At 67.3% G+C, this 24,949-nt stretch carries 26 protein-coding genes; 9 read left to right on the forward strand and 17 right to left on the reverse strand.

Annotated features, from left to right (window positions below; all coding sequences use genetic code 11):
• The first annotated feature begins 432 nt into the window (after positions 1–432).
• On the forward strand, positions 433–1,251 hold the full coding sequence (locus ABD231_RS27650) for an isocitrate lyase/PEP mutase family protein (protein ID WP_344158250.1): 819 nt from the start codon (positions 433–435) through the stop codon (positions 1,249–1,251).
• On the opposite strand, the gene ABD231_RS27655 is transcribed toward ABD231_RS27650, so the two are convergent.
• Entirely contained in the window at positions 1,237–2,688 is a 1,452-nt protein-coding gene (locus ABD231_RS27655) for an MFS transporter (RefSeq protein WP_344158255.1), read from the reverse strand. The genes ABD231_RS27650 and ABD231_RS27655 overlap by 15 nt on opposite strands.
• Positions 2,689–2,789: 101 nt before the next feature.
• On the opposite strand from ABD231_RS27655, the gene ABD231_RS27660 reads away from it, so the two are divergent.
• Positions 2,790–3,629: a helix-turn-helix transcriptional regulator gene (locus ABD231_RS27660; protein WP_344158258.1), complete on the forward strand. Its 840-nt coding sequence runs from the start codon at positions 2,790–2,792 to the stop codon at positions 3,627–3,629.
• On the opposite strand, the gene ABD231_RS27665 is transcribed toward ABD231_RS27660, so the two are convergent.
• The gene (locus tag ABD231_RS27665; protein ID WP_344158261.1) at positions 3,569–4,255 is read right to left on the reverse strand and encodes an NADPH-dependent F420 reductase; all 687 of its coding nucleotides are present in this window, start codon (positions 4,253–4,255) and stop codon (positions 3,569–3,571) included. The two genes, ABD231_RS27660 and ABD231_RS27665, sit on opposite strands and share 61 nt — an antisense overlap.
• A 65-nt stretch (positions 4,256–4,320) precedes the next feature.
• Here ABD231_RS27665 and ABD231_RS27670 point away from each other — a divergent pair, with 65 nt between their 5' ends.
• On the forward strand, positions 4,321–4,668 hold the full coding sequence (locus ABD231_RS27670) for a winged helix-turn-helix transcriptional regulator (RefSeq protein WP_344158264.1): 348 nt from the start codon (positions 4,321–4,323) through the stop codon (positions 4,666–4,668).
• Here the strand turns inward: ABD231_RS27670 and ABD231_RS27675 are convergent.
• The gene (locus tag ABD231_RS27675) at positions 4,665–6,149 is read right to left on the reverse strand and encodes an AAA family ATPase (RefSeq protein WP_344158266.1); all 1,485 of its coding nucleotides are present in this window, start codon (positions 6,147–6,149) and stop codon (positions 4,665–4,667) included. The genes ABD231_RS27670 and ABD231_RS27675 overlap by 4 nt on opposite strands.
• A gap of 77 nt (positions 6,150–6,226) precedes the next feature.
• Here ABD231_RS27675 and ABD231_RS27680 point away from each other — a divergent pair, with 77 nt between their 5' ends.
• Together ABD231_RS27680 and def are read left to right on the forward strand one after the other, a co-directional pair.
• On the forward strand, positions 6,227–7,042 hold the full coding sequence (locus ABD231_RS27680; RefSeq protein WP_344158268.1) for an LLM class F420-dependent oxidoreductase: 816 nt from the start codon (positions 6,227–6,229) through the stop codon (positions 7,040–7,042).
• 42 nt (positions 7,043–7,084) lie between these two features.
• Positions 7,085–7,684, forward strand: coding sequence for a peptide deformylase (gene def / locus ABD231_RS27685; RefSeq protein WP_344158270.1), 600 nt, complete (start codon positions 7,085–7,087; stop codon positions 7,682–7,684).
• A 4-nt stretch (positions 7,685–7,688) separates the two neighbouring features.
• On the opposite strand, the gene ABD231_RS27690 is transcribed toward def, so the two are convergent.
• Both ABD231_RS27690 and ABD231_RS27695 read right to left on the reverse strand, forming a co-directional pair.
• Positions 7,689–8,243 carry a phosphotransferase-like protein gene (locus ABD231_RS27690; protein ID WP_344158272.1) on the reverse strand — a complete coding sequence of 185 codons (555 nt, stop codon included), beginning with the start codon at positions 8,241–8,243 and terminating at the stop codon, positions 7,689–7,691.
• 7 nt (positions 8,244–8,250) lie between these two features.
• Complete coding sequence (locus ABD231_RS27695; protein ID WP_344158274.1) at positions 8,251–8,772, reverse strand: GNAT family N-acetyltransferase; 522 nt, start codon at positions 8,770–8,772, stop codon at positions 8,251–8,253.
• Between the two features lie 27 nt (positions 8,773–8,799).
• Between ABD231_RS27695 and ABD231_RS27700 the strand changes: the two genes are divergently transcribed.
• Positions 8,800–9,837 carry a LacI family DNA-binding transcriptional regulator gene (locus ABD231_RS27700; protein ID WP_344158276.1) on the forward strand — a complete coding sequence of 346 codons (1,038 nt, stop codon included), beginning with the start codon at positions 8,800–8,802 and terminating at the stop codon, positions 9,835–9,837.
• Here the strand turns inward: ABD231_RS27700 and ABD231_RS27705 are convergent.
• Positions 9,832–10,212, reverse strand: a complete 381-nt coding sequence (locus ABD231_RS27705) for a nuclear transport factor 2 family protein (RefSeq protein WP_344158278.1) — start codon at positions 10,210–10,212, stop codon at positions 9,832–9,834. The two genes, ABD231_RS27700 and ABD231_RS27705, sit on opposite strands and share 6 nt — an antisense overlap.
• Positions 10,213–10,299: 87 nt before the next feature.
• Here ABD231_RS27705 and ABD231_RS27710 point away from each other — a divergent pair, with 87 nt between their 5' ends.
• Positions 10,300–11,058, forward strand: coding sequence for a helix-turn-helix domain-containing protein (locus tag ABD231_RS27710; RefSeq protein WP_344158280.1), 759 nt, complete (start codon positions 10,300–10,302; stop codon positions 11,056–11,058).
• Here ABD231_RS27710 and ABD231_RS27715 read toward each other — a convergent pair.
• Genes ABD231_RS27715 through ABD231_RS27730 form a run of 4 tightly spaced genes read right to left on the reverse strand, consistent with a single transcriptional unit; the run spans position 11,048 to position 15,495 of the window.
• A complete protein-coding gene (locus tag ABD231_RS27715; protein ID WP_344158282.1) occupies positions 11,048–11,887 on the reverse strand; it encodes a carbohydrate ABC transporter permease in 840 nt (279 codons plus the stop codon). The genes ABD231_RS27710 and ABD231_RS27715 overlap by 11 nt on opposite strands.
• Positions 11,884–12,771, reverse strand: coding sequence for a carbohydrate ABC transporter permease (locus ABD231_RS27720; protein WP_344158284.1), 888 nt, complete (start codon positions 12,769–12,771; stop codon positions 11,884–11,886). The genes ABD231_RS27715 and ABD231_RS27720 overlap by 4 nt, the downstream gene beginning before the upstream one ends.
• 1 nt (position 12,772) lies before the next feature.
• Positions 12,773–14,080: an ABC transporter substrate-binding protein gene (locus ABD231_RS27725; protein ID WP_344158286.1), complete on the reverse strand. Its 1,308-nt coding sequence runs from the start codon at positions 14,078–14,080 to the stop codon at positions 12,773–12,775.
• 8 nt (positions 14,081–14,088) lie between these two features.
• Positions 14,089–15,495, reverse strand: a complete 1,407-nt coding sequence (locus ABD231_RS27730) for an aldehyde dehydrogenase family protein (protein ID WP_344158288.1) — start codon at positions 15,493–15,495, stop codon at positions 14,089–14,091.
• A gap of 193 nt (positions 15,496–15,688) precedes the next feature.
• On the opposite strand from ABD231_RS27730, the gene ABD231_RS27735 reads away from it, so the two are divergent.
• Positions 15,689–16,534: an SCO6745 family protein gene (locus ABD231_RS27735; RefSeq protein ID WP_344158290.1), complete on the forward strand. Its 846-nt coding sequence runs from the start codon at positions 15,689–15,691 to the stop codon at positions 16,532–16,534.
• Here the strand turns inward: ABD231_RS27735 and ABD231_RS27740 are convergent.
• The 3 genes from ABD231_RS27740 to cobT are packed head-to-tail and all read right to left on the reverse strand — an operon-like array spanning position 16,528 to position 19,612.
• The gene (locus ABD231_RS27740; RefSeq protein WP_344158292.1) at positions 16,528–17,352 is read right to left on the reverse strand and encodes a TrmH family RNA methyltransferase; all 825 of its coding nucleotides are present in this window, start codon (positions 17,350–17,352) and stop codon (positions 16,528–16,530) included. The two genes, ABD231_RS27735 and ABD231_RS27740, sit on opposite strands and share 7 nt — an antisense overlap.
• Positions 17,349–18,575, reverse strand: a complete 1,227-nt coding sequence (cobA, locus tag ABD231_RS27745; protein ID WP_344158294.1) for a uroporphyrinogen-III C-methyltransferase — start codon at positions 18,573–18,575, stop codon at positions 17,349–17,351. The genes ABD231_RS27740 and cobA overlap by 4 nt, the downstream gene beginning before the upstream one ends.
• A complete protein-coding gene (gene cobT, locus ABD231_RS27750; RefSeq protein ID WP_344158296.1) occupies positions 18,572–19,612 on the reverse strand; it encodes a nicotinate-nucleotide--dimethylbenzimidazole phosphoribosyltransferase in 1,041 nt (346 codons plus the stop codon). Before cobT ends, cobA begins: the two co-directional genes overlap by 4 nt.
• Before the next feature lie 135 nt (positions 19,613–19,747).
• Here cobT and ABD231_RS27755 point away from each other — a divergent pair, with 135 nt between their 5' ends.
• On the forward strand, positions 19,748–20,278 hold the full coding sequence (locus ABD231_RS27755) for a YbhB/YbcL family Raf kinase inhibitor-like protein (protein WP_344158298.1): 531 nt from the start codon (positions 19,748–19,750) through the stop codon (positions 20,276–20,278).
• Positions 20,279–20,790: 512 nt separating this feature from the next.
• Here ABD231_RS27755 and aac(3) read toward each other — a convergent pair.
• The 4 genes from aac(3) to ABD231_RS27775 all read right to left on the reverse strand — a co-directional run bounded on the left by aac(3) (position 20,791) and on the right by ABD231_RS27775 (position 24,937).
• Positions 20,791–21,591: an aminoglycoside 3-N-acetyltransferase gene (aac(3), locus tag ABD231_RS27760; RefSeq protein WP_425554216.1), complete on the reverse strand. Its 801-nt coding sequence runs from the start codon at positions 21,589–21,591 to the stop codon at positions 20,791–20,793.
• 219 nt (positions 21,592–21,810) lie between these two features.
• Positions 21,811–22,695 (reverse strand): carbohydrate ABC transporter permease, encoded by an 885-nt coding sequence (locus ABD231_RS27765; RefSeq protein ID WP_344158302.1) that lies wholly within the window; start codon positions 22,693–22,695, stop codon positions 21,811–21,813.
• Positions 22,695–23,657 carry a carbohydrate ABC transporter permease gene (locus ABD231_RS27770; protein ID WP_344158304.1) on the reverse strand — a complete coding sequence of 321 codons (963 nt, stop codon included), beginning with the start codon at positions 23,655–23,657 and terminating at the stop codon, positions 22,695–22,697. The genes ABD231_RS27765 and ABD231_RS27770 overlap by 1 nt, the downstream gene beginning before the upstream one ends.
• Positions 23,654–24,937: an ABC transporter substrate-binding protein gene (locus ABD231_RS27775; protein ID WP_344158306.1), complete on the reverse strand. Its 1,284-nt coding sequence runs from the start codon at positions 24,935–24,937 to the stop codon at positions 23,654–23,656. Before ABD231_RS27775 ends, ABD231_RS27770 begins: the two co-directional genes overlap by 4 nt.
• Positions 24,938–24,949: the final 12 nt, after the last annotated feature.

A 24,949-nucleotide genomic window follows, 5' to 3' on the forward strand; every position in this document is an offset into this window, starting at 1 on the left:
CACATCCGCCAAGCACTCCAACCACAAACCACCACTTGACAGCTATAGGAGCATCCCACCGACCATCCGGCACCCACCCAAACGGTCGAACCGTGCTCAAGGTTGCCCCGGCCGGCGCACCTTGAGCACCCCTCAACCACTTCCGGCCAGCGCAGATGGTTGACCCGTGCCCATCGTCGTACCGGCTCGAACCCTCGGCCGCCGCCTCCGCCGTACCTGCCCCACCCCGCCCCATCTGATGGGTTCACCTATGAGGTTGTGGGTTCCCCCATCGCATGCGGGTGCAGAACCCACCATCCGATGGGGGAACCCATCAGATGGTCAGGGTGTGCGGAGGTTCCCCACCGGGTTCTGGGGTGGGAACGTCCTACCTGGTGGGGTGCACCCACCAAATGATTCGGGAGTGTCGGTGGGGGGTGGCAGGATCTCGGTATGACTGGATTTCGCGCTTTCCACGAAGCTCCAAGCGGGTTTGTGATGCCTAATGCTTGGGATGCGGGGAGTGCGGTTTTGCTTGCTGCGGCTGGGTTTTCGGCGATTGCTACGACTAGTGCGGGGATCGCGTTCTCGCTGGCCAAGGGGGATCACACGCTGCCTGACGGAGCGCCGGGTGTGTCGCGGGAGGACATGTTCGAGCGGATCCAGCAGATTGCCGGGGCGGTCGACGTACCGGTGAGTGGTGATCTTGAGGATGGGTACGGCGCGGCGCCGGAGCGGGTTGCGGAGACGATCACGTTGGCTCGTGAGGCTGGGTTGGCGGGTGGCAATATCGAGGACTATGACGGCCATGAGTTGTACGACGTGGAGTTGGCCGTTGACCGGATTGTCGCTGCTCGGGAGGCGGCTGGGGCGGACTTCGTGCTGACGGCTCGCACGGATGGGCAGTTGTTGCGGACGCCGACCTCGCTCGCGGAGTCGATTGAGCGGGCCAACCGGTTCCGGGCGGCTGGGGCTGACTGTTTGTACGTGCCTGGGGTGAATGACCTCGACACGATCCGGACGATCGTCCGGGAGGTCGACAGTCCGGTGAACGTGGTCATCGGGCTCGGCTCGTCGACGCTGACTGTGCCTGACCTGCTGGATGCCGGAGTGAAGCGGATCAGCCTTGGCGGCAGCATCGCGCGGGCGGCGCTCGGTTTCATCCGCCGCAGCGCCGAGGAGCTCGCCACCCACGGCACGATCACCTTCGCGAAGGACCAGATCCCCCAATCCGAACTCAACGAACTCTTCGCGCGCTCAGCGGGTCGCTGACGCTCGGATCCAGCGGGCGGAGAGTACGGCGAGGGTGCCGTGGAGTACGGCGATGACGACGACCGTGACGTGCAGGCCGAGGACGAAGGCGGCCTCGGCGCGAGCGATTGTCGCGGGTGACATGCCGGGAGTCTGCACGGTCTCGGTGAGGGTGCTCGCGGCGTCCGGAGCCTGCAGGCGGTAGACCAGTGCGGCCAGTGATCCGAGTAGTGCGATGCCGAGGGCATTGCCGAGCTCGTTGCTGGTCTCGGCGATTGCGGCGGCCGAGCCTCCGCGCTCGGTGGGGACCGCGGCGACTGCGGTGTCGGCCACCACGCTGAATGAGATGCCGTAGCCGATTCCGGCGATCGCGGTTGAGCCGACGTACCAGCCGATGCCACCGTCTGCGTCGAGGAAGAGCAGCAGGAGCAGGCCTACCGCGACAAACCCGTGGCACGCGACAAGTGCTGCGCGGACGCCGATCCGGCCGACCACGGCCGGGGTGACGACGCAGGTGACCGTTAGCACGACGGCACCTGGTACGGCGAGGAGGGCGGCCTGGCGGACCGGCAACCCGAGGACCGACTGGAGGTGGATGCCCGCCAAGTAGGCAGTCGCGGACCAGGCCGCCAACGGCACCAGGCCGGTGACGATCGCGAGGCTGAACACCCGGTCGCGGAACAGCGTGACGTCGATCAGCGGATACTCCAGCCGCCGCTGCCGTCGTACGAACCACGACAGCGTCAGCAACCCCGCCGTACCGAGAACGAACGGCGTCACGCCGAGACCACCCGCGGCGAGACGCTTCACGGCGTACACGGTCAGCAGCAGGCCGAGCGCCGACGTGAGCACACTCGGTACGTCGACCGTCCCCCGCCGGACCGCGCGCACCTCCCGCAGCAGGAACGGCGCTAGCACCAGGAACACCACCACGACCGGCAGATTGATCAAGAACACCGAGCCCCACCAGAAGCGATCCAGCAACTGCCCCGCCACCACCGGCCCAATCGCGAACCCGCCGGCGAACGCGGCCGCGAAGATTCCGATCGCCCGCGACCGCAGCCGTCCATCGGGGAACAGCTCGCCCAGGACAGCAAGCGCCGACGGCAGCAAGGTCGCGCCCGCGATACCCATCAGCGCCCGCAGCACGATCAGCTGCCTCGGCGTCTGCGCGAACGACGCCGCGGCCGAGCTGATTCCGAAGAGCGCAGCACCGATCATCAGGAGTCTCAACCGGCCGTACCGGTCACCGATGCTGCCGAAGGCAACGAGCAGCGAGCCGACCGCGAAGCCGTAGATGTCGAGGATCCACAGGGATTCGTCGGCGGTCGGCCGCAAAGCCGTGGTCAGTTCCGGCATCACCAGGAAGAGCACCGAGCCGTCCATCGCGACCAGCAGCACCGGCGCGAGAATGACCAGCAGGCCGAGCCACGGCCGTCGTACAAGCGCTGTCTGCATAGCCCGAACGCTGCCGGGCCGCGCAGCCGGCAACCAGCCCGGCTCGTGGGTATCCATGACAGGTGCACCCACCGTCGCATCCGCCCGCCTACGATCGAGAGATGGAACTCGAAGGGCTCGGCACTTTCCTACGAACCCGGCGGGCGCGGATCACGCCCGCCGAGGTCGGCATGCCGCAGTACGGGCAGCGTCGGGTCCCGGGCCTGCGGCGGGAGGAGCTCGCCCATCTGGCCGGTGTCAGCCCCGGCTACTACACGCGGCTCGAGCAGGGCCAGGCCGGTACGGCGTCGAAACAGGTCCTGGACGCCCTGTCCCAGGTACTGCGACTCGATCCCGCCGAGACTGCCCACCTTCACAATCTCGCCCAGCGTCCAACCACCACCCGGCTGGTCCGCAGCCGACCCGAGCGGCCGCACCCCCGGGTTCTCGCGCTGCTCGCCGCCCTCCAGGAGTCGACCCCGGCCCTGGTACTCGGCCGCCGCGGCGATGTCCTGGCCTGGAACCGCATGGGCCACGCCCTGTTCGCCGGGCATCACCCGTACGACGCTCCCGCCGACCCGCGGCGTCGTCCGTCGATCCCCCGGATGTACTTCCTCGACCCGCTCAGTCGCGACCTGTACCGCAACTGGGCCGAGAACGCCCGCATCCACGTGGCCTACCTGCGCCTGACCGCCGGCCGCTACCCCACCGACGCCCACCTGGCCGAACTCATCGGCGAGCTGGCGATCGGCAGCAGCGAATTCGCAACCATCTGGGCCGCAGGCGAGGTCGCCGACTGCACCGTCGGCACGATGCACCTGCAGCACCCGATCGTCGGCGCACTCGACGTCGACTACCAGGTGTGGCTCCAGCCCGACAGCCCCGGCCATCGCCTGGAGGTCTACACCCCAGTCGACGCCGCGTCAGCCGACGCCCTCCGACTGCTCAGCTCGGTGGGATGAGTGTCGCCGAAGGCGGCGGCCAAAGGCGGGAAGGTGGCGCGTACGTCGGCGCCGGTGACCCACATGCCGATGGCTAGGGCGGCGGTTGCTTCGAGGAGGCGGGCGCGGGCCAGGCCGCCTGCTGGGACCGGCGTGCAGCCGACGGCGCGGACCAGCTCCGAGACCTGAGCCAGGGCGGCGGAGTCGTCGGTGCACAGCGGGACTCCGAGCGGTACGCCGTCGAAGGTATGGGGCGCAGTTCGCCAGACCGCTTCCGCGGCGAGGTTGAAGGCCTTGACCACGTGCGCGTGCGGAACCGCCTGACTGATCGCCGAGGCCACCGCGGGCTGAGCGAGGGTGAAGTCGCTGTGGTCGAGCGCATTCGTGCAGTCGATCAGTACTGTGCCCGGCGCGACGGAGAGCTGCGTGACCACCGAGACCACCACCTCGGCCGGTACGGCGAGCAGCACCACCTCGCCGTATGTCGTTGCCTCCTGCAACGAGCCTGATGTCGCCCCGATCCGCTCGGCCGTTGCCGAGGCCCGCCCCGGATCCCGTCCGCCGATCATCACCTCGTGCCCGGCCGACACCCAGTGTCGCCCCAGGGCCTCCGCCATCCCGCCGTTCCCGACAATTCCGATTCGCATGCCCAGAACGCTAGCCAGGCCAAAAGGAACCGATCGGTGTGTAACAGCGGGGCACAATGGAGGACGTGGAGCCGAGATTCTTCTCCGATTGTCAGGCGCGGGTTGCCGTCGAGGTGCTCAGCGGGCGGTGGCCGATGGTCGTGCTGTACGCGCTCACGAAGGGCTCCGGGCGGCCGGGTGAGCTGCGCCAGCAGATCGGTGGCATCAGCCAGAAGGTTCTCACCGAGACGCTGCGGCGGCTGGAGGCCAACGGGCTGGTCGAGCGACGCCGGTACGCCGAAGCCCCGCCGCGCGTCGAGTATTCGCTGACGGCGGCCGGCGAGGACCTGCTGGTCCCGATCCAGGCGCTCGGCGACTGGGCCGAGCGCCACGCGGAGACGGTGATGGCGGCGCAGGAGGCGGCCGGCGCCTAGTCGTCGTACGCGATGTGGATCGACGAGGTGTAAGCCTGATCGCCGGTGTAGATCCCTGGATGGGCGGCTGGCGCGATGCCAGGCACAGGCGGCCCAGCGTCATACGAATCGGAGGCGGATGCGCCTAGCAAGCGGCGGGTAAGCGCGTCGCGCGACGACAGCAGCTCCTCGACGGCCGCCCGCAGGTGCTCGGCGTCTGGGGCCGCGCCGGCTTGAGCGGCCAGCAGGACAGTGCGCCGTACCAGCTCCTTCATAAAGGAAGCCGTGGTGCCTTCGGTGCGCTCGACCACCTCATCGACAATCTCAGCGGACAGGTCGAGAGCCGGACCGTACAGGCGCAGCAGTCGCGCGCGACCGTCCGTGTCCGGGAGCGGGACCTCAACCGCCATGTCGACGCGGCCGGGCCGCTGCGCGAGCGCAGGCTCGAGAAGGTCGGCGCGGTTGGTCGTGAGGAGGAACGCCACGTCAGCATCCTGAGCGAGCCCGTCCATCTCGTTCAGAACCTGGAAGAGCAGCGGGTTCTCCATCCCGCGGGAGTAGTCGCGCGCCTCGGCGACCAGGTCGCAGTCCTCCAGTACGACGAGCGCCGGCTGCAGCATCCGGGCCAGCGCACAGGCCTGCGCGATGAAGTGGATGCTCGTGCCGGCGAGCAGCACGACCGTGAACGAAGGCAGGCGGGACAGCAAATAGCGCACAGTGTGCGTCTTGCCGGTCCCCGGCGGACCGTAGAGCAGCACGCCCCGCCGCAGGTGCTGACCGGCCGCCAGCAGCGTCTCGCGGTGGTCGGCGATCCCGACCACCTCGCGCTCGACGCGCTCCAGTACGCCGTCCGGCATCACCACGTCGTCGCGCGTGATCCCCGGTCGCGGGTGCAGCCGGAACGGTCCCACGCCCTGACCGAACTCGGTGCCCTCGAACGAGACCACCTTGCCGCGGAACACGTTGTGCGTCCGGATCAGCTCGGGCAGCGCGTTCAGGAACCGGTCCCCCGCACCTTCACCGACCGTCAGCACCTCGAGATCGACGGTCGATCGCCCGTACTGCGGGTTCGGGGCGCGGAACAGGGCGACGTACCGGTCGTCGCCCTGGACGCCGAGGTAGAAGCCGAACGCGACGCAGTCCATCTCCTCGTCGATGTCGATCGGGACCCGCACGTAGTCGACCGCGCCGATCCCGAAGCGGTCGTAGACGGCCTGCTCGAGGACCTCGCCCAGTGAGTAGTGGCCGCGGTTCGAACCGGCCAGGCCGACCAGCTCGAAGGAGTCGAACCAGGCCTCGATCGCCAGCTGTACGTTCGGCAGGTCGTACGGCGCGAAACTCGACGAGACCACCGGGATCTGCTCCGGCTCGGCGCCCAGGTGCTCCATCAGCCTGTCCCGAAGGCTTGCGCGGGTACCGGCCTGCCCACGGTGGTTCTGCATCCGCTCCAGGAACCCGGTGAACAGGCGTGCGAACTCGTCGATCTCGTGCTCGTCCGGCATCCCGGCCGTCCTCCCCACTGTCCGTCCCCCGGACCCGATCCGGAGGGCCCTCCGAAACGCCGGATAGGATCTCTACCATGACAGATTCCGAGTCCACCGAGCGTCCGTACGCGGCCTACCCCGTCCGGATCGGTTTCCAGATTCAGCCGCAGCACGCGGAGTACGCCGACATCCGGCGTACCGTCGCCCAGGCGGAGGAGATCGGCGTCGACATCGCCTTCAACTGGGATCACTTCTACCCGCTGTCCGGGGAGCCGGACGGCCTGCACTTCGAGTGCTGGACCATGCTGGCCGCGTGGGCCGAAGCGACCGAACGGGTCGAGATCGGCGCTCTGGTCACCTGTAACTCCTACCGCAACGCCGACCTGCTGGCCGATATGGCCCGCACCGTCGACCACATCAGCGACGGCCGGCTCATCCTCGGCATCGGCTCGGGCTGGTTCGAGCGCGACTACGACGAGTACGGCTACGAGTTCGGTACGGCGGGCGGCCGGCTGAACGCGCTGGGCGAGGCGCTGCCGCGGATCGAGGCGCGCTGGGCCAAGCTGAACCCGAAGCCGACTCGCGACATCCCGGTGCTGATCGGCGGTGGCGGCGAGAAGAAGACGCTCAAGCTGGTCGCTCAGCACGCCAACATCTGGCACGGCTTCGGCGACGCCGAGACGATCGCGCACAAGCACGCCGTACTGGATGAGCACTGCAAGACGATCGGCCGCGACCCGGGTGAGATCGAGCGCTCGACCGCGGTCGGCGACAAGTCGCCGGACGCCGTCGGCAAGAGCTTGCTCGACGTCGGCACCCGGCTGTTCACCGTCTCGGCCTCCGGCCCGGACTACGACCTCGGCCAGTTGCGCGACTGGGTCGCGTGGCGTGACGAGGTCAACGGCAAGTAGCCAGTACGCCGGTGTGGCGGTCGGCCGGATAGGATTTCCCGCATGGTTTCGAAGTACGAGCGTGGTTCCGTCCGGCCGATCACCCGCTGGGGCACCGAGGTGATGCACCACCTCAACCAGCCGGTGACCGAGTTCGGTCCCGAGCTGCAGACGCTGGTGGCCGACATGTTCTCGACGATGGATGCGGCCGAGGGCGTCGGCCTGGCCGCCAACCAGGTCGGGGTCGACCTGCAGCTGTTCATCTTCGACTGCCCGGACAAGGACGGGAACCGGGTCGAAGGCGTCGTCTGCAACCCGGTCATCGAGCTCCCCGAGGGCAAGGACCGGCGCCTCGACGAGGGCGACGAGGGCTGCCTGTCGCTGCCCGGCGCGTTCACCAAGTGCGTCCGGCCTGACTTCGCCAAGGTGACCGGCGTCGACGAGCACGGTGAGCCGGTTTCGTACGAGGGCACCGGCCTGCTGGCCCGCTGCCTGCAGCACGAGACCGACCACACCCAGGGCACGGTCTTCGGTGACCGGCTCTCCCGCAAGTACCGCAAGCGCCTCTTCAACGAGGCCGAGGAGCTCGCGTCCGACTACCCCGAGGACTGGCCGATCACTCCGATGGTCGCCCACGAGGACGAAGAGGTCTCCGCCAACTAGGCGGTCACCAGCGCGCCTGCTCCAGATCCGCGAGGATCACCTTGACCGTCTGCTCCGGGGTCTGACCGGTGGTGTCCAGCCACAGACCCCGGCGCGGAATCTCCTGCAGTCCAGCCTGCAAAGCCCGTACGCCGTCCGCCAGCGACGCGCCTTCTTCCTGCCAGGCGCGGTACGAGTTCTGGCCACCGCGACCGATCTCGCGCTCCACGATCGACTCGACCGACGGGATGAGCACGACCAGGTAGGGCTCGACATCCCGCAGTCCCGCGAACCACTGCTCGACGTGCGCACCGAGCATGATGTCGCTGCAGACGAAGTCGAATCCGTTGTCCGCATAGTGCTGAGCGATCAGCTGACTGGCGGCGTACCGGAGTTCCAGCTGGCGCACAGCCTCCGGCGATGGATCCGGAGTCATCCCCTCCGCACCGGCGACCACACCGTGGTAGAAGACATCGCCGTCGATGGTGGCCGCGGGCGGGCCGAGCTCGGCGGCGAGCAGCGGCGCGATCGTGGACTTGCCGGCGGCCTGCATACCGGTGACGAGGACGACCTTGGGCATGCCGACATCAGATCATGCGGAACGCCTCGGCCGTCATCGAATAAACGGTGGCGTTGAAGGTCTCGCCGTCGAACTCAAGATCGGTGACGCGCTCGAACGTCATCCCGAGGCGGCGCATCACGGCGATGCTGCGCTCGTTCGGCGTGTCGGTGACGGAGTTGATCCGTGGCAACTGAAGCTCGGTGAAACCGTAGGCGAGCCAGTGCGCGGCCGCCTCGGTGGCGTAGCCGTGCCCCCAGTACTCGCGGGCCAACCGCCAGCCGACCTCGAGCGTGTCGGGATACCACTGCTCGCGCGACAGCCCGCCGGCGCCCACGAACGCGCCGTCGGCGGCACGCTCGATGGCCAGGAAGCCGTAGCGCTCGCTCTCCCACGTCTGGTTGATCCCGGCCGCTTCGCGATCCGATTCGGCCCGGGTCAGTGGCCCACCGATGAAGCGCATGACGTCGGGGTCGCTGTTCAGCGCGGCCCAGGCGTCCAGATCGCTGTCCTGAAACGGCCGCAGGATCAGGCGTTCAGTCGTACGCATCGTCTCCCCTATCGATAAACTGCAACGATGAACGGACCGGGGGAATCTACGCAGAGGCGTCCCGTCACGCTGGACGACGTCGCGCGGGCCGCCGGGGTCTCCCAGCCGACCGCGTCGCGGGTGCTCAACGGCAGCTCCCGCCGGGTCGCTCCAAGTTATCGCGAGCGCGTGCTGAGCGCCGCCCGCGAGCTCGGCTACACGCCGAATCTGCCCGCACAGGCAATGGCCCGCGGAACATCGCGCACGATCGCCCTGGTGATCAGCCTGATCTCCGACCCGTACTTCTCCGCGATGGCGGCCGAGATCATGAAACAGGCCGAGGCGATCGGGCTGCACGTCTCGATCGCGGTCACCGAGCGGCAGGCTGAGCGTGAGCTCGACCTGATCCGCGAGCTCCGCGGTCAGCAGCCACGCGCGATCATCCTGGCTGGCACCGGGTACGTCGATCCGCCGTCGGAGCAGGCGCTGATCGACGAGTTGCAGCGGTACGAGGAGACCGGTGGCCGGGTCGTCCTGATCAGCCGGTCCGACCTGCCGTTCGAGACCGTCGACTTCGACAACCACGAGGGTTCGCGGCAGCTCGCACGTGAGCTGGCCACCCTCGGGTACCGAAACTGCCTGGTCCTCGGCAGCGCCACTCCCCTGCTCTCGATGCAGCAGCGGGTCGAGGGGTTCGTGGCCGGGCTGACCGAGTCCGGGGGTACTCGCGTCCAGGTGCATCAGCCCGGGTTCAGCTGGGTCGGGGCCCGCGAGTTCGTTCTCGGGCTCAGTGACGCGGAGGCGGCCGAGCTCGACCTCGTGTTCGCGGTGACCGATGACATGGCGCTCGGCGCGTTGGCCGGACTGCGTGAGCGCGGTCTGCGGGTGCCGGAGGACGTCGGCGTGGCCGGATTCGACGACATCAGCACCCTGCGCGACGTCGTACCGAAGCTGACGACTGTGCATGTCGCTCTGAACGCCGTCGCGCAGGAGGCCGTGTACCGCGCGACCACCACCGATCAGGTGTTGACCCGGCGTACCGTGCCCGCTTATCCGGTCATCCGCGCCAGCACGCCGCCGTTATAGGTCCCACCACGTCAGGTGTGCCTCCGCTGAGGCGACCGGCTCGACGAGTTCCCACGCCTCGGTGAACTGGCCGTCGGTGATCTTCAGGATGTCGACGACGACGATTCCCGGCTTGCCGTCGGGCAGGCGACGGCGGGTGTGGATGACGACGTAATCGCCGTCGGACAGGAGATGCAGGATCTCGACCTGCATCCCTTCCAGCGAGAGCAGGGACTTGGAGATATCGGCCAGCCACTCGCTCTTGTTCCGGATCAGGCCCTCCGGGCGGTAGTGCCGGAAGTCCTCACTCAGCACGTGTTCCACAGCGGCGACGCCGCCTTCGCCGAGGAGTTGGGCCATTGTCTGCTGCACGAGTTGTTCGTTCTCAGTTGTCATGGCAGCAGTTTTGAGGCGCCGTCCGGTCGCTGTCGATGACATCGCATTTCATCGACATCCGGCCCGAGATGGGTAGGCTCGTTGACCATGGCAACGGTCGGCGAACTCCTTCGGCAATGGCGGCATCGGCGGCAACTCAGCCAACTCGATCTCGCGATCGCCGCTGACGTCTCGCCACGGCATGTCAGCTTGGTCGAGACCGGGAAATCGCAGCCGAGTGCCGACATGGTGCTGAGGCTCGCGGAACAACTCGACGTACCGCTGCGAGAGCGCAACGCACTCCTGCTCGCGGCCGGCTTCGCACCCCGGTACGCCGAAACTCCTCTCGACAGTACGGCGTTGTCGATGGCGCGAGCCGCGGTCGATCGAGTGTTGCGGGCGCACGAGCCCTACCCGGCGATCGCCTTCGACCGCCACTGGGACATCGTCCTGACGAACCGTGCCGTCGAGCCCTTCCTCGTCGGCGTCGCGCCCGAACTGCTGCAACCGATGAACCTGATCCGGCTCGGCCTCGACCCCCGCGGGCTCGCACCCCTGGTCGCCAACCTCGGCGACGTCCGGAACGTGTTCCGCTCCCGAGTACGGCGGCAACTGGCCGCCGCCCCGAATCCCCGGCTCACCGCCCTGTACGCCGAGCTGCTCGCGGACGGTGATACCGGCGAAACGGTCGAGGCCGAGGTCGTGATCCCGATGGTCATCCGCTTCGAGGGTGTCGAGTTGCAGCTGTTCTCGACGATCACGACCTTCGGCACACCCCTCGACCTCACTCTCAACGACCTCGCCGTCGAGGCCTACTACCCCGCGGACGCGGAGACCGCGGCGTACTTCGAGCGCCCTACAGCTTGACGCCACCACTGATCAGGTCGAGCTTCCAGTAGCGCTGCAGGCTCAGGAACAGGATCGCGAGCGGCACGATCGAGACCAGTACGCCGGCGATCACGATCGAGTACTGCGCGGCCTGGCCGCCGGTGATGATCATCAACCCGTAGAGCCCGAGGGTGAGCGGGTACAGGTGATCGTCGTTGATCATCACGAACGGGAGCAGGAAGTTGTTCCAGATCCCGATGAACTGCAGCAGGAACACAGTCACCAGCGCCGGCAGCATCATGGGCGCCCCGACCGATCGGAAGATCCGCCATTCGCTGCCGCCGTCGATCCGGGCCGCCTCCATGATCTCGTCCGGGACCGAGGCCTCGGAGTAGATCTTGCAGAGGTAGATCGCGAACGGGCTGACCAGCTGCGGCAACAACACCGCGGCGTAGTTGTTGGTCATCCCGACCTTGGCCAGCAACAGGAACTGCGGTACCGCGAGCAGGATCTGCGGAAGCAGCACGGCGGCCACGATCGCCCGGAACAGTACGACGCTTCCGGTGAACCGGTACTTGCCCAAGGCATACCCGGCCGCCCCGGCGATTGCCGTTGACAACAATCCTCCGCCGACGGCGTAGATCACCGAGTTCACTACCCAACGGCCGAAGATGCCGTCGTTGTAGCTGAACAAGGCATCCAGGTTCGACCAGAAACCGCCATTGAAGACCGGCACGAAGGGTGCGGTCGAGAACAGCTCATCGTTCGTCTTGGTCGACGCGATCAGGATCCACAGCACGGGCAGTACGCAGTACAAGGCTCCGATCAGCAGGATCAGCGTCGGCACCCAGCGCGTTCGTTGAGTCATCGGGTCCTCCCGATCCGGCGGCCGATCGCCGAGACGACCACGGTCGCCGCGACCGTCATCAGGATCAGCAGGAACGACGTCGCTGCGCCTTCGTAGATGCTGTTGTCGACGAACGCGTCCGTGTAGGCGCGCATCAGCGGGACCCAGGTGGACGAGATCGCGTTCGCCAGCGGTTTGAGGGTGGTCGGTTCGTTGAACAGTTGCAGGGCACCGATGACCGAGAACAACGCGACCATCGCGACGGCGGGTGCCATCAACGGGAGCTTCACGCGGACCGCGATCTGGAACTCGGATGCGCCGTCGAGTTCGGCCGCCTCGAACAACTCCCGCGGCAGACTCCGCACGGTCGTGTAGAGGATGACCATGTTGAACCCGACGACACCCCAGACGGCGACATTCGCGACGCTGAAGAAGATGCCGCGGTTGCCGAAGTAGTCCAACGTGCCGCCGCCGATCGGACTGGTCGCCGGCAGGTACATGAACCCCCACAGGAGACTCGCGACGACACCGGGAACGGCGTACGGCAAGAAGATCGCGAGCCGGGCAAAGCCGGTCAGCCGGGCGCGTTTCGCATCCAGGCAGAGCGCGAAGACGGTCGCCAGGATGACGGTCATCGGTACGCCGAAGGCTCCGATCAGCAGCATTCGTCCGAGACTCGCCCAGAACTCGTGGTCGGTGAGAGCGGCGGTGTAGTTCGACAGACCGGTCCACACCTCGGTCGGCTTACCGCCGCCGAGCAGACCACGGCCGACTTTGAGCCGGCGAAAGCTGAGGAAGATCGCATAGATCGCCGGGGCAATCGTGAACAGGGCAAGGAGAACCACGGCTGGGGTGACCAGTACGGCGGGCAGCGACCCGCCGTACTGTCTTGTGGGACGGCTCATCTCAGCCGGCGACCTGGAAGCCGAGCTTCTTCATGTCGGCGACCGTGGCTTCCTGCATGGTGTCGAGAGCGCCGGAGAGCGGTGTCTTCTTCTGCAACGCGCTGCCGAAGGCGTTGGAGTAGGCGTCGAACGTAACGTTCGCGTTCGGTCCCCAGATGTCGAACGTGCGCACGCCCTTGGCCGCGGTCGCCATCAGCGTGTTGTAGTCCGGCTGGTTCGACATGAACGGTGGCGGGCTCTTCAGCTCGGGCAGTTGCTGACCGGCCGGGGACGCGGGGAACGCCTGGACGTTCTTGATCAGCGAGGCCATCCCGGCCTCGGACGAGTTCATCCACTCGACGAACTTGGCCGCCTCGGCCGGGTGCTTGGAGTTCGCCGTGACGGCCTCGGTCTCACCACCCCAGATGCCGACGGTGGTGTCACCGGCGGTCCAGGCCGGCAGCGGCGCGGCGGCCCACTTCCCGGCGGTGTCCTTGGCGATCGAGGGCAACTGGTTCGGACCCCACTGGGCGCCGACCCAGCCGATCAACGTGCCGTTGTTCATATCGGTGTTCCACTGCGCCGACCAGTTCGGCTGCGGGCTGACCAGACCCTTGGTGATCAGGTCGTCCCAGAAGTCGGCGACCTTCTTGCTGGCCGCGTCGTTGATGTTCACCGTCCAGGTGTCGCCGTCGGCCTTCCACCAGTTGGCCCCGGCCTGCTGCGCGAGCCCGGCGAACCAGCCCGGGTCGGCGGCGGTGAAGTTGCCGATGTACTTCTTCGGATCCGCCTTGTGGATCGCGGCGGCCGTGGTCGCGTACTCGGCCCAGGTCGCCGGCGCCTTCAGCCCGAGCTTGTCGAAGACGTCCTTGCGGTAGAAGAAGATCATCGGGCAGACGTTCTGCGGTACGCCGTACGTCTTGCCCTCGAACTGGACCTGGGACAGCGACGCCTTGTCGTACTTGGTGTCCAGCCCCTTCACGTAGTCGTCGATCGGGACCACGACCTGGTTCGCGATCAGCGCCGGCAACGCCTGGTACTCGACCTCGGTGATGTCGGGATTCGTACCGGCCTTGTTGTTGGTGATCAGCTTGTTGTAGAGCGTGTAGCCGGTGCCGGACGGTTTGGTCAGCTTCACCTGGATGTTCGGGTTCAGCTTGTTCCAGTCGTCGACGACCTTGTCCATCCCGCCGTCCCAGTTGACGTAGGTCAACTCGATCTTTTCGGTGCCTGTCGACGTGGGCCCGCTGGTGGTCTTGGTGTCGTTACCCGAGCAGGCGGTCAGGGCCAGCGCAGCGATGACGAGGCCGGCGCCGATACGTACGTACATGTGGTTCCTCACTTGGATGCCCAGGCCGGGTAGTCGGTCGGGGTGGTCTGGATGCCGATCCATTGCCGATGGGTGTAGCCGGCCAGCTGGCCTTCGCCGCCGTGCCGGGCATAGCCGTCGTTCACGTGTACCTCGTTGCTCTTGACCTGCTGGGCAAAGGCGAGGCCGCGCATCGGGTCCTTGGTGAAGACGGAATTCATCAACGTGCGGTGGCGGTTCACCAGGTCGAGCGCCTCCGCCTCGGTGTCGACGACGGTGATCGGCATCACCGGGCCGAAGATCTCCTCGGTGAACACCGGCATCTCCGGCGTCACTCCGGTCAGCACGGCCGGCTGGTAGAACAGGCCGTCGTACGTGCCGCCGGTGGCGAGCTTGGCGCCGGCCGCGATCGACGGCTCGACGAGCCCCTCGTGAAAGCGCTCCCGCTGTTTCTCGGTGATGATCGGGCCCAGGTCGACGCCGTCTCTCAGCGGGTCGCCGACTCTCAGCTTGGCCACCCGCTCGACGACGGCCGCGGTGAACTCGTCGGCGACCGAGCGCATCACGATGTGCCGGCCGGCGGTGATGCAGGTCTGGCCCTGGTACCAGAGTGAGGACCACAGCGCACAGCTCGCCGCCTGATCAAGATCCGCGTCATCCAGTACGACGAACGCATTGTCGCCACCGAGCTCGGTCGCCGCGGCCCGGAAGTTCTTCCCCGCGAACGCCGAGATCTGCTGACCGACCTCGAACGAGCCGGTGAAGTGGATGAGATCGAGATCGGGATGCACAGAGAGCGTTCTCCCGGTTTCCGGACCGTTTCCCGGGACCACGTTGAACACGCCCGCCGGGACCCCGGCCGCCTTCGCCGCTTCGGCCAGCACCTGCCCGCCCGCGATCGGGGTCAGCTCAGCCGGCTTGAGGACCACAGCGTTGCCGTAGGCGAGACCCGGTGCGAGCGCGCGCATCGCGAGACTCATCGGGTAGTTCCACGGCACGATCAGCCCGATCACGCCGAGCGGGACCGCGCGAGAGAGCGATATCTTGCCGTTCTTGTACGGCGGCAGGATCGCGCCGGCGTTCTCGGTGAGCTGGGTGGCCGAGTTCAGCAGCTGATTGATCGACTGCCCAAGCTCCTCCTCGGCCTTCTCCCTCGTACCGCCGGTCTCGCGGATGATCAGCGTGAGCAGTTCGTCGCGCCGGTTCTCCAGCTCACGGGCGAAGGCCCGGAGGATTTCGCACTTGGTGTTCGCGTCCACCTCGGCCCAGCCCGGCTGAGCCCGGCGGGCACTGCGGACAGCCCGGTCGACCTGTTCCGACGAAGCGGTGCCGTAGCGGGCGAACGGCGTACCGGCTGCTTTGTCCAGGACCGGGGACCAGTCCGACGCGGGGGCCTCGGCCCATCCGTCGATCCACACCTGTGCCTCGTACTCCATGCGGGCCTCACTCACTCTGCTGAACTCTCTTGGCGGGAATGCGCTTTCCTCGCAGGATTGCGCATTCCCGGAGTGGGGTCAAGAGTGGATCTCCTCGAATTTTCGGGCCGGCTGTCGAAGTGGGCGGAGGGACTTCGTAGCCAGGGTGAGGGATCGGCAACGGGCCGATTCCGGCCGATCACCGGAGGTCACGATGACCATCACCGCCCCTGACACGAACCTCGCCCGCTACCTCGGTCGGGAGCTGCTGGAGCCGATCCACCTGGTCACCTATATGTCCGACGAGCCGAACGAGGCGATGGAGGCGATCGGGTTCGACTCCGCCAACTACTGGCCGCTCTACTTCGCCGGTCGGGCCGCACCGCTGGGCCAGGTACCGGCCGCGGTCGTGGACGCGATCTTCTACAACTTCGCGCCGGGCATGGCCGACGAGTTCTACACCGGTGTCTGGGACATCACCACTCCGTCAGAGGCCCTCGCCGCGCGAGAGGCCGGCTGCGTCGCGGCCCTCCGCCGCATCCTCGGTCCGCTCGCCGACACACCCGCTGTCGCTCGGGCCGCTGACCTCGCGCTTCGGCTGGCGATGAGCGCGCCGGTCGAGGGTCGGCCGCTGTACGCCGGCCTGCGGTCGATCGCCGTACCGGTGGAGCCGCTTGCTCGGCTGTGGCACGCGGCCACCCTGCTGCGGGAGCACCGCGGTGACGGGCACAATGCCGCACTCGTTGCCGCAGGCATCGATGGTCAGGAGGCGCATGTGTTCGCGGCGCTGGACAGTGGGATGAAGCCGCGCGAGTACGGTCGGCTCGACCCGCTGTCGGACGCCGAACTGGAGACCGTCGTCGCGCGTCTCCGCGACCGTGGCTTGGTCGACTCCACCGACGGTTTCACCGCGGCCGGCCGAGAGCTCAAGGATCGGATCGAGGAGCAGACCGACGCCGCAGCCGCTCCCGCCTATGCCAGCTTGACGCCTGAGGAGCTCGACCAGTTCATCGACGACCTGCAGCCGCTCGCCGCGCGTATCGACTCCGTCGGCTACTGACGCGCTGCTGGTTTCCGGGTCGCGTAGAACGTGACCGCCGCCGAACTGGCGACGTTCAGCGAGTCCACTCCCCCGGCCATCGGAATCTTCACCGTCAGATCAGCCTGCTCGAGGACATGCGGCTTCAGCCCATGCCCCTCGGTCCCGAAGATCAGCGCCAGCCGCTCGTCGTTCCGCGCCGCCAACTCGTCCAGCGTGATCGACTCGTCGATGAGCGCCAACGCGGCGGACACGAACCCCCGCTGTTTGAGGACGCCCAGCGCCCCCGGCCAGCTCTCGAGCCGAGTCCACGGCACCTGGAACACCGTCCCCATCGACACCTTGATCGACCGCCGGTACAACGGATCCGCACAGGTCGGCGTGACGAGCACCAGGTCCACACCCATCGCAGCCGCGGCCCGGAACCCCGCCCCCACGTTCGTGTGATCGACAATGTCGTCGAAGATCGCAATCCGCCGTACCGCCGGGGTCAGCAGTTCCTCGAGCGGAGCAACCGCCGTACGCCGGTAGGACCCGAGCGCACCCCGGTGCACATGAAACCCGGTGACCTGCTCAGCCAGTTCCTCCGACACCACGTAAACCGGCGTCTCCGGCCACTTCGCCAGCACATCACCCAACGACTCCAGCCACCGAGGCGCCAGCAAGAACGACCGCGGCACAAACCCACCCTCAGCCGCCCGCCGAATGACTTTGTCGCCCTCGGCAATAAAAAGCCCGTGCTCCTCCTCCAGCAACCGCCGCAGGCTAACCTCCCGCAACTGCACATAATCCGCCAACCGCGGATCCCCAGCCTCAGTAACCTCAACCAACTGACTCACGCAGAGCCCTTGGGGCGGGCTGAGTTGCCTACTTCGACTACGTTGCCTATGACAATGATTGCGGGGGCGCCGACGCCGGCTTCGTGCATGGTGGTGGCGATGTTGGCGAGGTCGGAGGTGACCAGGTGCTGGCTGGGGAGGGTGCCGTCGGCAACGGCTGCGGCGGGGGTGGTGGCGGGGCGGCCGGCGGCGATCAGGCGTTCGGTGATGGCGGGGAGGTTTTCGACTGCCATCAGGAGGACAAGGGTGCCGGAGAGTTGGGCGAGCGCATCCCAGTTGACCAGTGAGTCCGGGTGGGACGGGGGGATGTGACCGGAGACGACGGTGAACTCGTGGGTGACACCGCGATGGGTGACGGGGATGCCGGCTGCTGCTGGCACGGAGATCGAGCTGGTGATGCCCGGTACGACGGTCCACGGGACACCGGCTTCGGCGCACGCGAGGGCCTCTTCGAAACCGCGGCCGAAGACGTACGGGTCACCACCTTTGAGGCGTACGACGACCTTTCCTTCGAGACCGCGCTCGACCAGGATCCGGTTGATCTCCTCCTGCTGGGCGGCTCGGCCACGCGGGAGTTTCGCCGCGTCGAACAGTTCGACATCGGGTGACAACTCGTCCAGTAGCTGTTGCGGTGCGAGGCGATCGGCGACGACCACTTCGGCCTCCGCGAGCAACCGGCGGCCGCGCACGGTGATCAGGTCCGGGTCGCCCGGTCCCCCGCCGACCAGGTACACGCCGGGTCGCCTACCGCTAGCGTCCCGGGCGCCGAGTTCACCGGTCCGCAACCCTTCCAGGATCGCGTCCCGGACGGCCGCCGAACGGCGGTGGTCGCCTCCACCGAGCACCCCGATGGTGACGTTGTCGTGCTGACCCGACGCCGGGGTCCATGCGGTCGCCCGGGAACGGTCGTCGGAACGGACGCAGAAGATGCGGCGCTCTTCGGCTTCGCGCGACACCTCGTCGTTCACAACCGCGTCGTCGGTGGCAACGACGACGTACCAGGCGTTCTCGAGGTCGCCGTTCGTGTAGCCGCGTTCGATCCACGTCAGCGAAGGGTTCGCCAGGAGACCCTCGATGGTCGGGGTGATCGACGGGGAGATCAGGTCGATGACTGCGCCGGATTCGAGCAGCCGTGGCAGGCGACGCTGGGCGACTCCGCCACCGCCGACCACGACGACGCGGCGCCCGGTGAGGACGAGGCCGGAGAGGTATTGGTCGGTCACGAGTCGATCCCAGCGGACTCGAAGGTCGCCATCTCACCGAGGGCGCGGACCGCACAGGCCAGGATCGGGTACGCGAGCACGGCACCCGTGCCTTCGCCGAGCCGCAGGTCCAGGTCGACCAGCGGGATGAGCCCGAGCGTCTTCAGCGCGACCGCGTGCCCTGGTTCGGCCGAGCGGTGGCCGGCGACGCAGTACTCGATCGAGTGCGGCTGCAGCGCCTGCGCGACCAGGGCCGCCCCGCCGGCGATGACCCCGTCGAGGATGACCGGGACCCGGTTGGCCGCACCGCCGAGGATGTATCCGGCCAGCGCGGCGTGCTCGAGGCCGCCGTACGCCTGGAGTGCACCGAGTGGGTCAGTCGCCGGTACGGCGTGCTTTTCGAGCGCCGACCGCACAATCGCGGTCTTGTGAGCGAGGGTCGCGTCGTCAATCCCGGTACCGCGGCCGGTCACCACCTCGGCGGTCGAACCGGTGAACGTGGCGATGAGCGCGGCCGAGGCGGTCGTGTTCGCGATGCCCATGTCGCCGGTCAGCAGACAGCGGTAGCCGTCCCGGACCAGGGTGTCGGCGAGGTCGAAGCCGACCGCGATCGCGGCCCGCACCTCGTCGTTCGTGAGGGCTGCTTCGACCGACAGATCGCGCGTGCCCAGGCGAACCTTGGCGTGGACGATGTCGAGCTCCTCCACCGGCGTGGCCACGCCGACATCGACGACCCGGACCTCGACCCGGTTGTTCGCGGCGAACGCGTTCACCGCGGCGCCACCGGCGGCGAAGTTCGCCAGCATCCCGGCAGTCACCTCCTGCGGCCACGGCGAAACCCCCTGCGCGTGTACGCCGTGATCGGCCGCGAACACCGTCACCACGGCCGGCATCGGCACCGCCGGCGGGCACACCCCGGTCATCCCCGCCACCCGCACGGAGAGATCCTCCAGCACGCCCAACGCGCCCGGCGGCTTCGTGAGCTGCCCTTGACGCTCCGCAGCCGCCCGCATCGCCACCTCGTCCGCGGGCGCAATCCGCGCCAGGTACTCCTCCACCGCATGCCCTCCACTGTTCGGTGCCCACTCGTGCACCGATCTTCGCATCCTCGGGCGAGTCCCCTCGGACGGCATGCGATCCGATGGACAGTAATGTCGGATACACCACACGTCACAGATCGGGGAGGACCCCAGATGTCGCTCGACCGTCCCGTCACACCGGACCCGTACGAACTACTCCCCGAGGTGGGCGGTTTCACCCTCACCAGCACTGACGTGACGGAGGGTAAGCAACTCTCCGACGCCCAGGTCTTCGCCGCCGGCAACACCTCCCCGCAGCTGAGCTGGTCCGGCTTCCCCGCCGAGACCAAGGGCTTCGTCGTCACCTGCTTCGACCCCGACGCCCCGATCGTCTCCGGCTTCTGGCACTGGGTCCTGGTCAACCTCCCCGCCGACGTCACCTCCCTCGAAACCGGCGCAGGCTCCACCGACCGCCTCCCGAACGGTGCCTTCCACGTCCGCAACGACTTCGGCACCAAGAACTACGGCGGCGCCGCCCCGCCCGCAGGCGACCAGAACCACCGCTACTACTTCGTAGTCCACGCCCTCGACATCGAAGCCCTCGACGTCGACGACGAAGCCACCCCCGCGGTTGTCGGCTTCAACCTCGCCTTCCACACCCTCGCCCGCGCGATCCTCACCCCGACCTACCAGACCGCGGAGTAGCCCCCAACGGGCAGGACGCAGACGCCTGGGACTGTAAGACGGAGTCGTGGGTGTGGAGACCGCATGGTGGGCTTGAACAGGAAATGACCTGTTCAAGCCCACGATTTCCTATCCAAACCCCCGGTTGTTGGCTGGGCCGGCGCGGTATGCGGGGGCTGGGGAGCTCGGCCTCAGCTGATGCCTGCTCGGTGATGAGGCCGGGGAGTCCCACCCGTCGTTTTCGGGAGGTAGGACACCCCAGCACCCCCAGACAGCACCCCGAACAAGTCCAATCCACCGCGGCGGGTCAGCTGACTGGCCTCCTCACCCCCGGCGGTGACCACAGCCCGGAAGCCCTGGCAACGTTCACCTCTGGCCGCCGACCTCGCCAAGCAGCCCAGCCACCGCCCGGCCAGGCACACCCCCTCTGTAAATCCGGCCGCAGCGGCGAGCAACCACCGCCGTACGAACCCGGCCGCATCCGAGCGACGCGACGCCGGGCGCCGTACGACCCCACCCTGTCGGTTGGGCGATTAGAAGGTTCGTTCGATCCAGTGGACGGCGGCTGCGACGGTGGCTGGAGCGTTGAAGAGCCAGGTGGTCGCCTCGCCCAGCTTGCCTTCGCGGGCGGCTCCTGCTTGGACGGCTTGCTCGGCCAGTACGGCGACCGGGTGGTCGATGCCATGGGCGTCGTACGGGAGTGAGCCGTAGAAGGTGTCGAGGGTGCTGTAGTCGCGCCACTCGGCGCCGACCGGCATGCGGTATTCGTGGAACCGTTTGCCTTCTACATCGGCGATGGCTTCGGCGTGGTGGCACAAGGTGAGCGTTTTCAGCGGGGCGCCCAGGAACAGCACTCGCCCGTCGAGTGCGACGAGTTGGCCGAGTGGGCCGTCGGGACCCCATGGGTCGTCGGTCTCGGTCAGCAGGTCGCTCGCGTGCGGGCCGAGGGCCGCGAAGCTCACCTCGGGGTGGCCGCTTCGGGAGGCGCCTGGCCAGGTGCGTAGGCGTTCCGGGAAACGGCCGAAGTCGCGGCGTGCTGACGACACCGCCGGATCGAATGGCGGTAGGTCGTCGTACGCGCGTTGCCAGGTCTCTGGCCAGAACTTCACGTGGTACGGGCTGTCGTCCCAGCCGCAGAAGGCGAGCAGGGTGCCGTTGGGGCCGACGGCGTCGCGCAGGCCGTGGACCACGGTGTCGATACCGCCCACGACCCAGCCCAGCGCCGACAACCGCACGTGCACCATCAGCACGTCCCCCGCCCGCACGCCGAGTGCCTGCACACCCCGCGTGATCCCACTCCGCGTCACCGGCACGAAGTCCGGGTCACCCAACATCACCGCACTAGGAAAAGCCATCACACCATTCTGCGGAACAACAGGACGTATACGGCCACCAAGGTGGAGGCGCAGGCGGTGGGAGCGCCGGATCGGGCGCTCGTGGATATATACGTCCTGTCGGTCGGCGGATCGAGCGCCGGTGGGGAGCCTGGTGGACTCCCCACCGGGGGCGGGTGGGCGGCCGGGGGAATGGCCGCCGCGGAGCGGTGTCCTTGGTCAGTCTTTGATGCCGGATTGGGTTACGCCTTGGATGAGGTAGCGCTGGAGGAAGGCGAAGATCAGGACCAGCGGGAGGATTGAGACCGCTACTGCCATGAAGAGTTCGTGGATGTTGACGGTCTGGGCGGTGATGAAGGTGGACATCGCCACTTGGATGGTCCAGGAGCTGGAGTCCTGGCCGATGACCAGGGGCCAGAGGAAGGAGTTCCAGTTGCCGATGAAGGTGATGGCGGCGATGGCGGCGAAGAAGGGCAGCGAGTTGGGGACGACTATGCGCCAGAAGACGCCGAAATAGCCGGCTCCGTCGACGCGGGCTGCTTCTTCGAGTTCCTTGGGAAAATTCAGAAAATATTGCCGGAACAGGAAAGCGGCGAATCCGCTGAAGAGCGTGGGGATGATCAGACCCCGCAGGGTGCTGACCCAGCCCAGTGACGAGACCACGATGAAGCTGGGGATGAAGGTGACCGCGCCGGGGATCATCAGGGTCGCGACGACCGAGTAGAAGACCTTGTCGGCGTGCCGGTACGGGATCCGCGCCAGGCCGTAGCCGGCCATTGACGCGAGCAGGAGCTGGCCCGCCGTACCGAGGATGCCGACGACGGCGGAGTTGTACATCGCGCGCGCCATCGGGACCTGGGTGTCGTTGAACAGCTCCTTGATGTTGCCCCACTGCAGTTCGGGCGGGAACAGGGTCCAGTCCGGTGCGGTGATGTCGGCTTCGGTCGACAGGGCGTTGCGCAGGATCAGGTAGAACGGCAGCAGGAACAGGATGACTGCGATCAGCAGGGCGAGCCAGCGCAGGCCGATGCCGACGCGGCCGAGCGGGCTGCGGGTGTAGCCGATCGGCTCCAGCGTGCCTGAGGTACGTTCCGCGGTGGCCATCAGTCACCTGCCTTTCCGAAGCCGAAGATCCGTGTCTGCAACAGGGTCACGAGCATGATGATGACCGCCAGGATCAGCGCGCCGGCCGAACCGTGCCCGAGGTCCTGGATCGAACCGAGGGAGATGCCGTACAGGTAGACCAGCGGCGGCCGCGCGTAGTTGACGTTGCCGACCAGGTTGTAGAACTCGTCGAACGCCTGGTACGCCGCGATCAGGTTCAGGATCAACACCGAGACCGAGGTCGCGCGCAACTGCGGCAACGTGATGTAGCGGAAGATCTGCCACCCCGGCTTGGCGCCGTCGACGTACGCCGCCTCGTAGAGGGTCGGCGAGATCCGCTGCAGACCGGCGATGAACAGGATCATGTAGAAGCCGAGTTGCAGCCACAGCCGCACGCTGATGATCGGGATCCAGTACCACGGCGGATCCACGGTCGACAGCCAGGCGACGTTCTCGATGCCGAACCAGCCGAGCACGGTATTGGCCAGGCCGAACCGGACGCCGTTGAAGATCGACAACTTCCAGATCAGCGAGGCGACGACGTACGAGCACGCGGTCGGCAGGAAGAACACCGAGCGGAAGAACGCCTTGGCGATCTTCACCTGGTTGACCAGCAGCGCCAGCGCCAGCGAGAGCACGAAGGTGAGCGGCACGATGAAGACCGCGAAGATCGTGAACGTGCCCAGGCTGGACAGGAAGTTGTGGTCGGTCAGCATGTCGACGTAGTTCTGCAGACCGACGAACTTCGACGGGGTGACCGTGTTGTAGGCCTCGAAGAAGCTGAGGACCAGGCTCCAGATGATCGGCAGGTACGAGAAGATCAGCAGCCCGATCACGAACGGGCCGACGAACAGCCAGAACCACAACGTGGTCCCGGCGATCCCCTTCTGCCGCCGTCCCCGCTTCCGCCGCGCGTCAGGCGCGGCGGAGTCGGTACGGCGGACGTCGGTGCTGCTGCTCATCCGAACAGCCGCGACAGCTCTGCGTTGACCGTCTTCTCGGCCTTCGTGATCTCCGCGGAGGGGTCAGCTCCCTTCTTGATCACGTTGGTGAGAAGGTCGGCGAAGGCGGTCCCCATCTTCGGGGTCCAGGACGGGTTGTCGGTGTGCCCGTAGTCCGTGGTCAGCTTGACGGTCTCGGCCGCGACACCGCTCTGCAGCTTGGCAGCCTTCGCGGCCAGGCTCTTGCGCGGCGGGATGTGGAAGCCGTAGTTCAGCGACCAGTCCTCCTGGAACTCGGCCTGGTCGATCCACAGCCACTTCACGAACTTCTTGGCCGCCTCGACGTTCGCGCTCTTCGCGGAGACGAACTGGGTCCAGCCGCCGGAGTACACGGCCGGCTTGCCCTGGGCATCGAGCGCGGGGAACGCGAAGACACCGAGGTCGTCGCCGAGCGCCTTCTGCATGCCGGGGACCGCCCACATGCCGATCCACTGCATCGCGACCAGGCCCTGGTTGATGGCGCCCGGATCCCACCAGTCGGTCGGGGCGCCCAGCAGGACGGATTTGTCGGCGTACATCTGGTGCAGCTTGCCGAAGGCCTGGGCTGCGCGTTCACCGGTGAAGCCCGGCTTGTGGTCGTCGGTCAGGTAGGTGCCGCCGGAGGACCACAGGGCGGGGCCGCCGAGCGCGTTGCCGCCGTCGTTGCCGACGAAGATGCCCTTCACCTTGTCGGTGGTGAGCTCCTTGGCCGCGGCGATCAGGTCGTCGATGGTCTCCGGCGGTTTGATGCCGGCCTTGTCGAGCATCGACTTGCGGTAGTAGATCACCTGCGGGTCGACGATCATCCGGATGCCGTAGACCTTGCCGTCGATCGTGTTCGTGGCCAGGTCGCCCTCGGAGAAGTCGCTCTTCACGTCGGCGATGATGTCGTCGAGCGGGACCACCTGGCCGCTCTTCACCATGCCGATGTTGAGCTGGCTCTCGAAGACATCCGGACCGTTGCTCGACAGCAAGCCGGAGGCGAGCTTGCTGGCGTAGTCACCAGGGGTCCATTGGACGGCCACGTTCGCGTCCGTGTAGGCCTTCGCGTACTTCGCGGCGGCCTGCTGGGTGCCGGCCTCGCCGTACTGGTGGTACCACTGCGACAGGTTGACCTTCGCACCGCCACCACTGCCGCCGCTCGACGGGCGGCCGGTATTGCCGCCACAGGCCGCGGTGAGCGCGGCGAGGGCAGCGAGGCCACCGGCCCGCTTGAGCAGATCCCGCCGGTTCAGACCAGCGTTCGGAACATGAGCAGGCATGAATTCCACCTT

Origin of the sequence: Kribbella yunnanensis (genome assembly GCF_039529655.1) — a bacterium.
Taxonomy (GTDB): domain Bacteria; phylum Actinomycetota; class Actinomycetes; order Propionibacteriales; family Kribbellaceae; genus Kribbella; species Kribbella yunnanensis.

Coding starts and splice junctions, on each gene's coding strand:
- ABD231_RS27650 (WP_344158250.1), top strand. CDS start 433: ATGACTGGATTTCGCGCTTTCCACGAAGCTCCAAGCGGGTTTGTGATG.
- ABD231_RS27655 (WP_344158255.1), bottom strand. CDS start 2,688: ATGCAGACAGCGCTTGTACGACGGCCGTGGCTCGGCCTGCTGGTCATT.
- ABD231_RS27660 (WP_344158258.1), top strand. CDS start 2,790: ATGGAACTCGAAGGGCTCGGCACTTTCCTACGAACCCGGCGGGCGCGG.
- ABD231_RS27665 (WP_344158261.1), bottom strand. CDS start 4,255: ATGCGAATCGGAATTGTCGGGAACGGCGGGATGGCGGAGGCCCTGGGG.
- ABD231_RS27675 (WP_344158266.1), bottom strand. CDS start 6,149: ATGCCGGACGAGCACGAGATCGACGAGTTCGCACGCCTGTTCACCGGG.
- ABD231_RS27680 (WP_344158268.1), top strand. CDS start 6,227: ATGACAGATTCCGAGTCCACCGAGCGTCCGTACGCGGCCTACCCCGTC.
- def (WP_344158270.1), top strand. CDS start 7,085: ATGGTTTCGAAGTACGAGCGTGGTTCCGTCCGGCCGATCACCCGCTGG.
- ABD231_RS27690 (WP_344158272.1), bottom strand. CDS start 8,243: ATGCCCAAGGTCGTCCTCGTCACCGGTATGCAGGCCGCCGGCAAGTCC.
- ABD231_RS27695 (WP_344158274.1), bottom strand. CDS start 8,772: ATGCGTACGACTGAACGCCTGATCCTGCGGCCGTTTCAGGACAGCGAT.
- ABD231_RS27700 (WP_344158276.1), top strand. CDS start 8,800: ATGAACGGACCGGGGGAATCTACGCAGAGGCGTCCCGTCACGCTGGAC.
- ABD231_RS27705 (WP_344158278.1), bottom strand. CDS start 10,212: ATGACAACTGAGAACGAACAACTCGTGCAGCAGACAATGGCCCAACTC.
- ABD231_RS27710 (WP_344158280.1), top strand. CDS start 10,300: ATGGCAACGGTCGGCGAACTCCTTCGGCAATGGCGGCATCGGCGGCAA.
- ABD231_RS27715 (WP_344158282.1), bottom strand. CDS start 11,887: ATGACTCAACGAACGCGCTGGGTGCCGACGCTGATCCTGCTGATCGGA.
- ABD231_RS27720 (WP_344158284.1), bottom strand. CDS start 12,771: ATGAGCCGTCCCACAAGACAGTACGGCGGGTCGCTGCCCGCCGTACTG.
- ABD231_RS27725 (WP_344158286.1), bottom strand. CDS start 14,080: ATGTACGTACGTATCGGCGCCGGCCTCGTCATCGCTGCGCTGGCCCTG.
- ABD231_RS27730 (WP_344158288.1), bottom strand. CDS start 15,495: ATGGAGTACGAGGCACAGGTGTGGATCGACGGATGGGCCGAGGCCCCC.
- ABD231_RS27735 (WP_344158290.1), top strand. CDS start 15,689: ATGACCATCACCGCCCCTGACACGAACCTCGCCCGCTACCTCGGTCGG.
- ABD231_RS27755 (WP_344158298.1), top strand. CDS start 19,748: ATGTCGCTCGACCGTCCCGTCACACCGGACCCGTACGAACTACTCCCC.
- ABD231_RS27765 (WP_344158302.1), bottom strand. CDS start 22,695: ATGGCCACCGCGGAACGTACCTCAGGCACGCTGGAGCCGATCGGCTAC.
- ABD231_RS27770 (WP_344158304.1), bottom strand. CDS start 23,657: ATGAGCAGCAGCACCGACGTCCGCCGTACCGACTCCGCCGCGCCTGAC.
- ABD231_RS27775 (WP_344158306.1), bottom strand. CDS start 24,937: ATGCCTGCTCATGTTCCGAACGCTGGTCTGAACCGGCGGGATCTGCTC.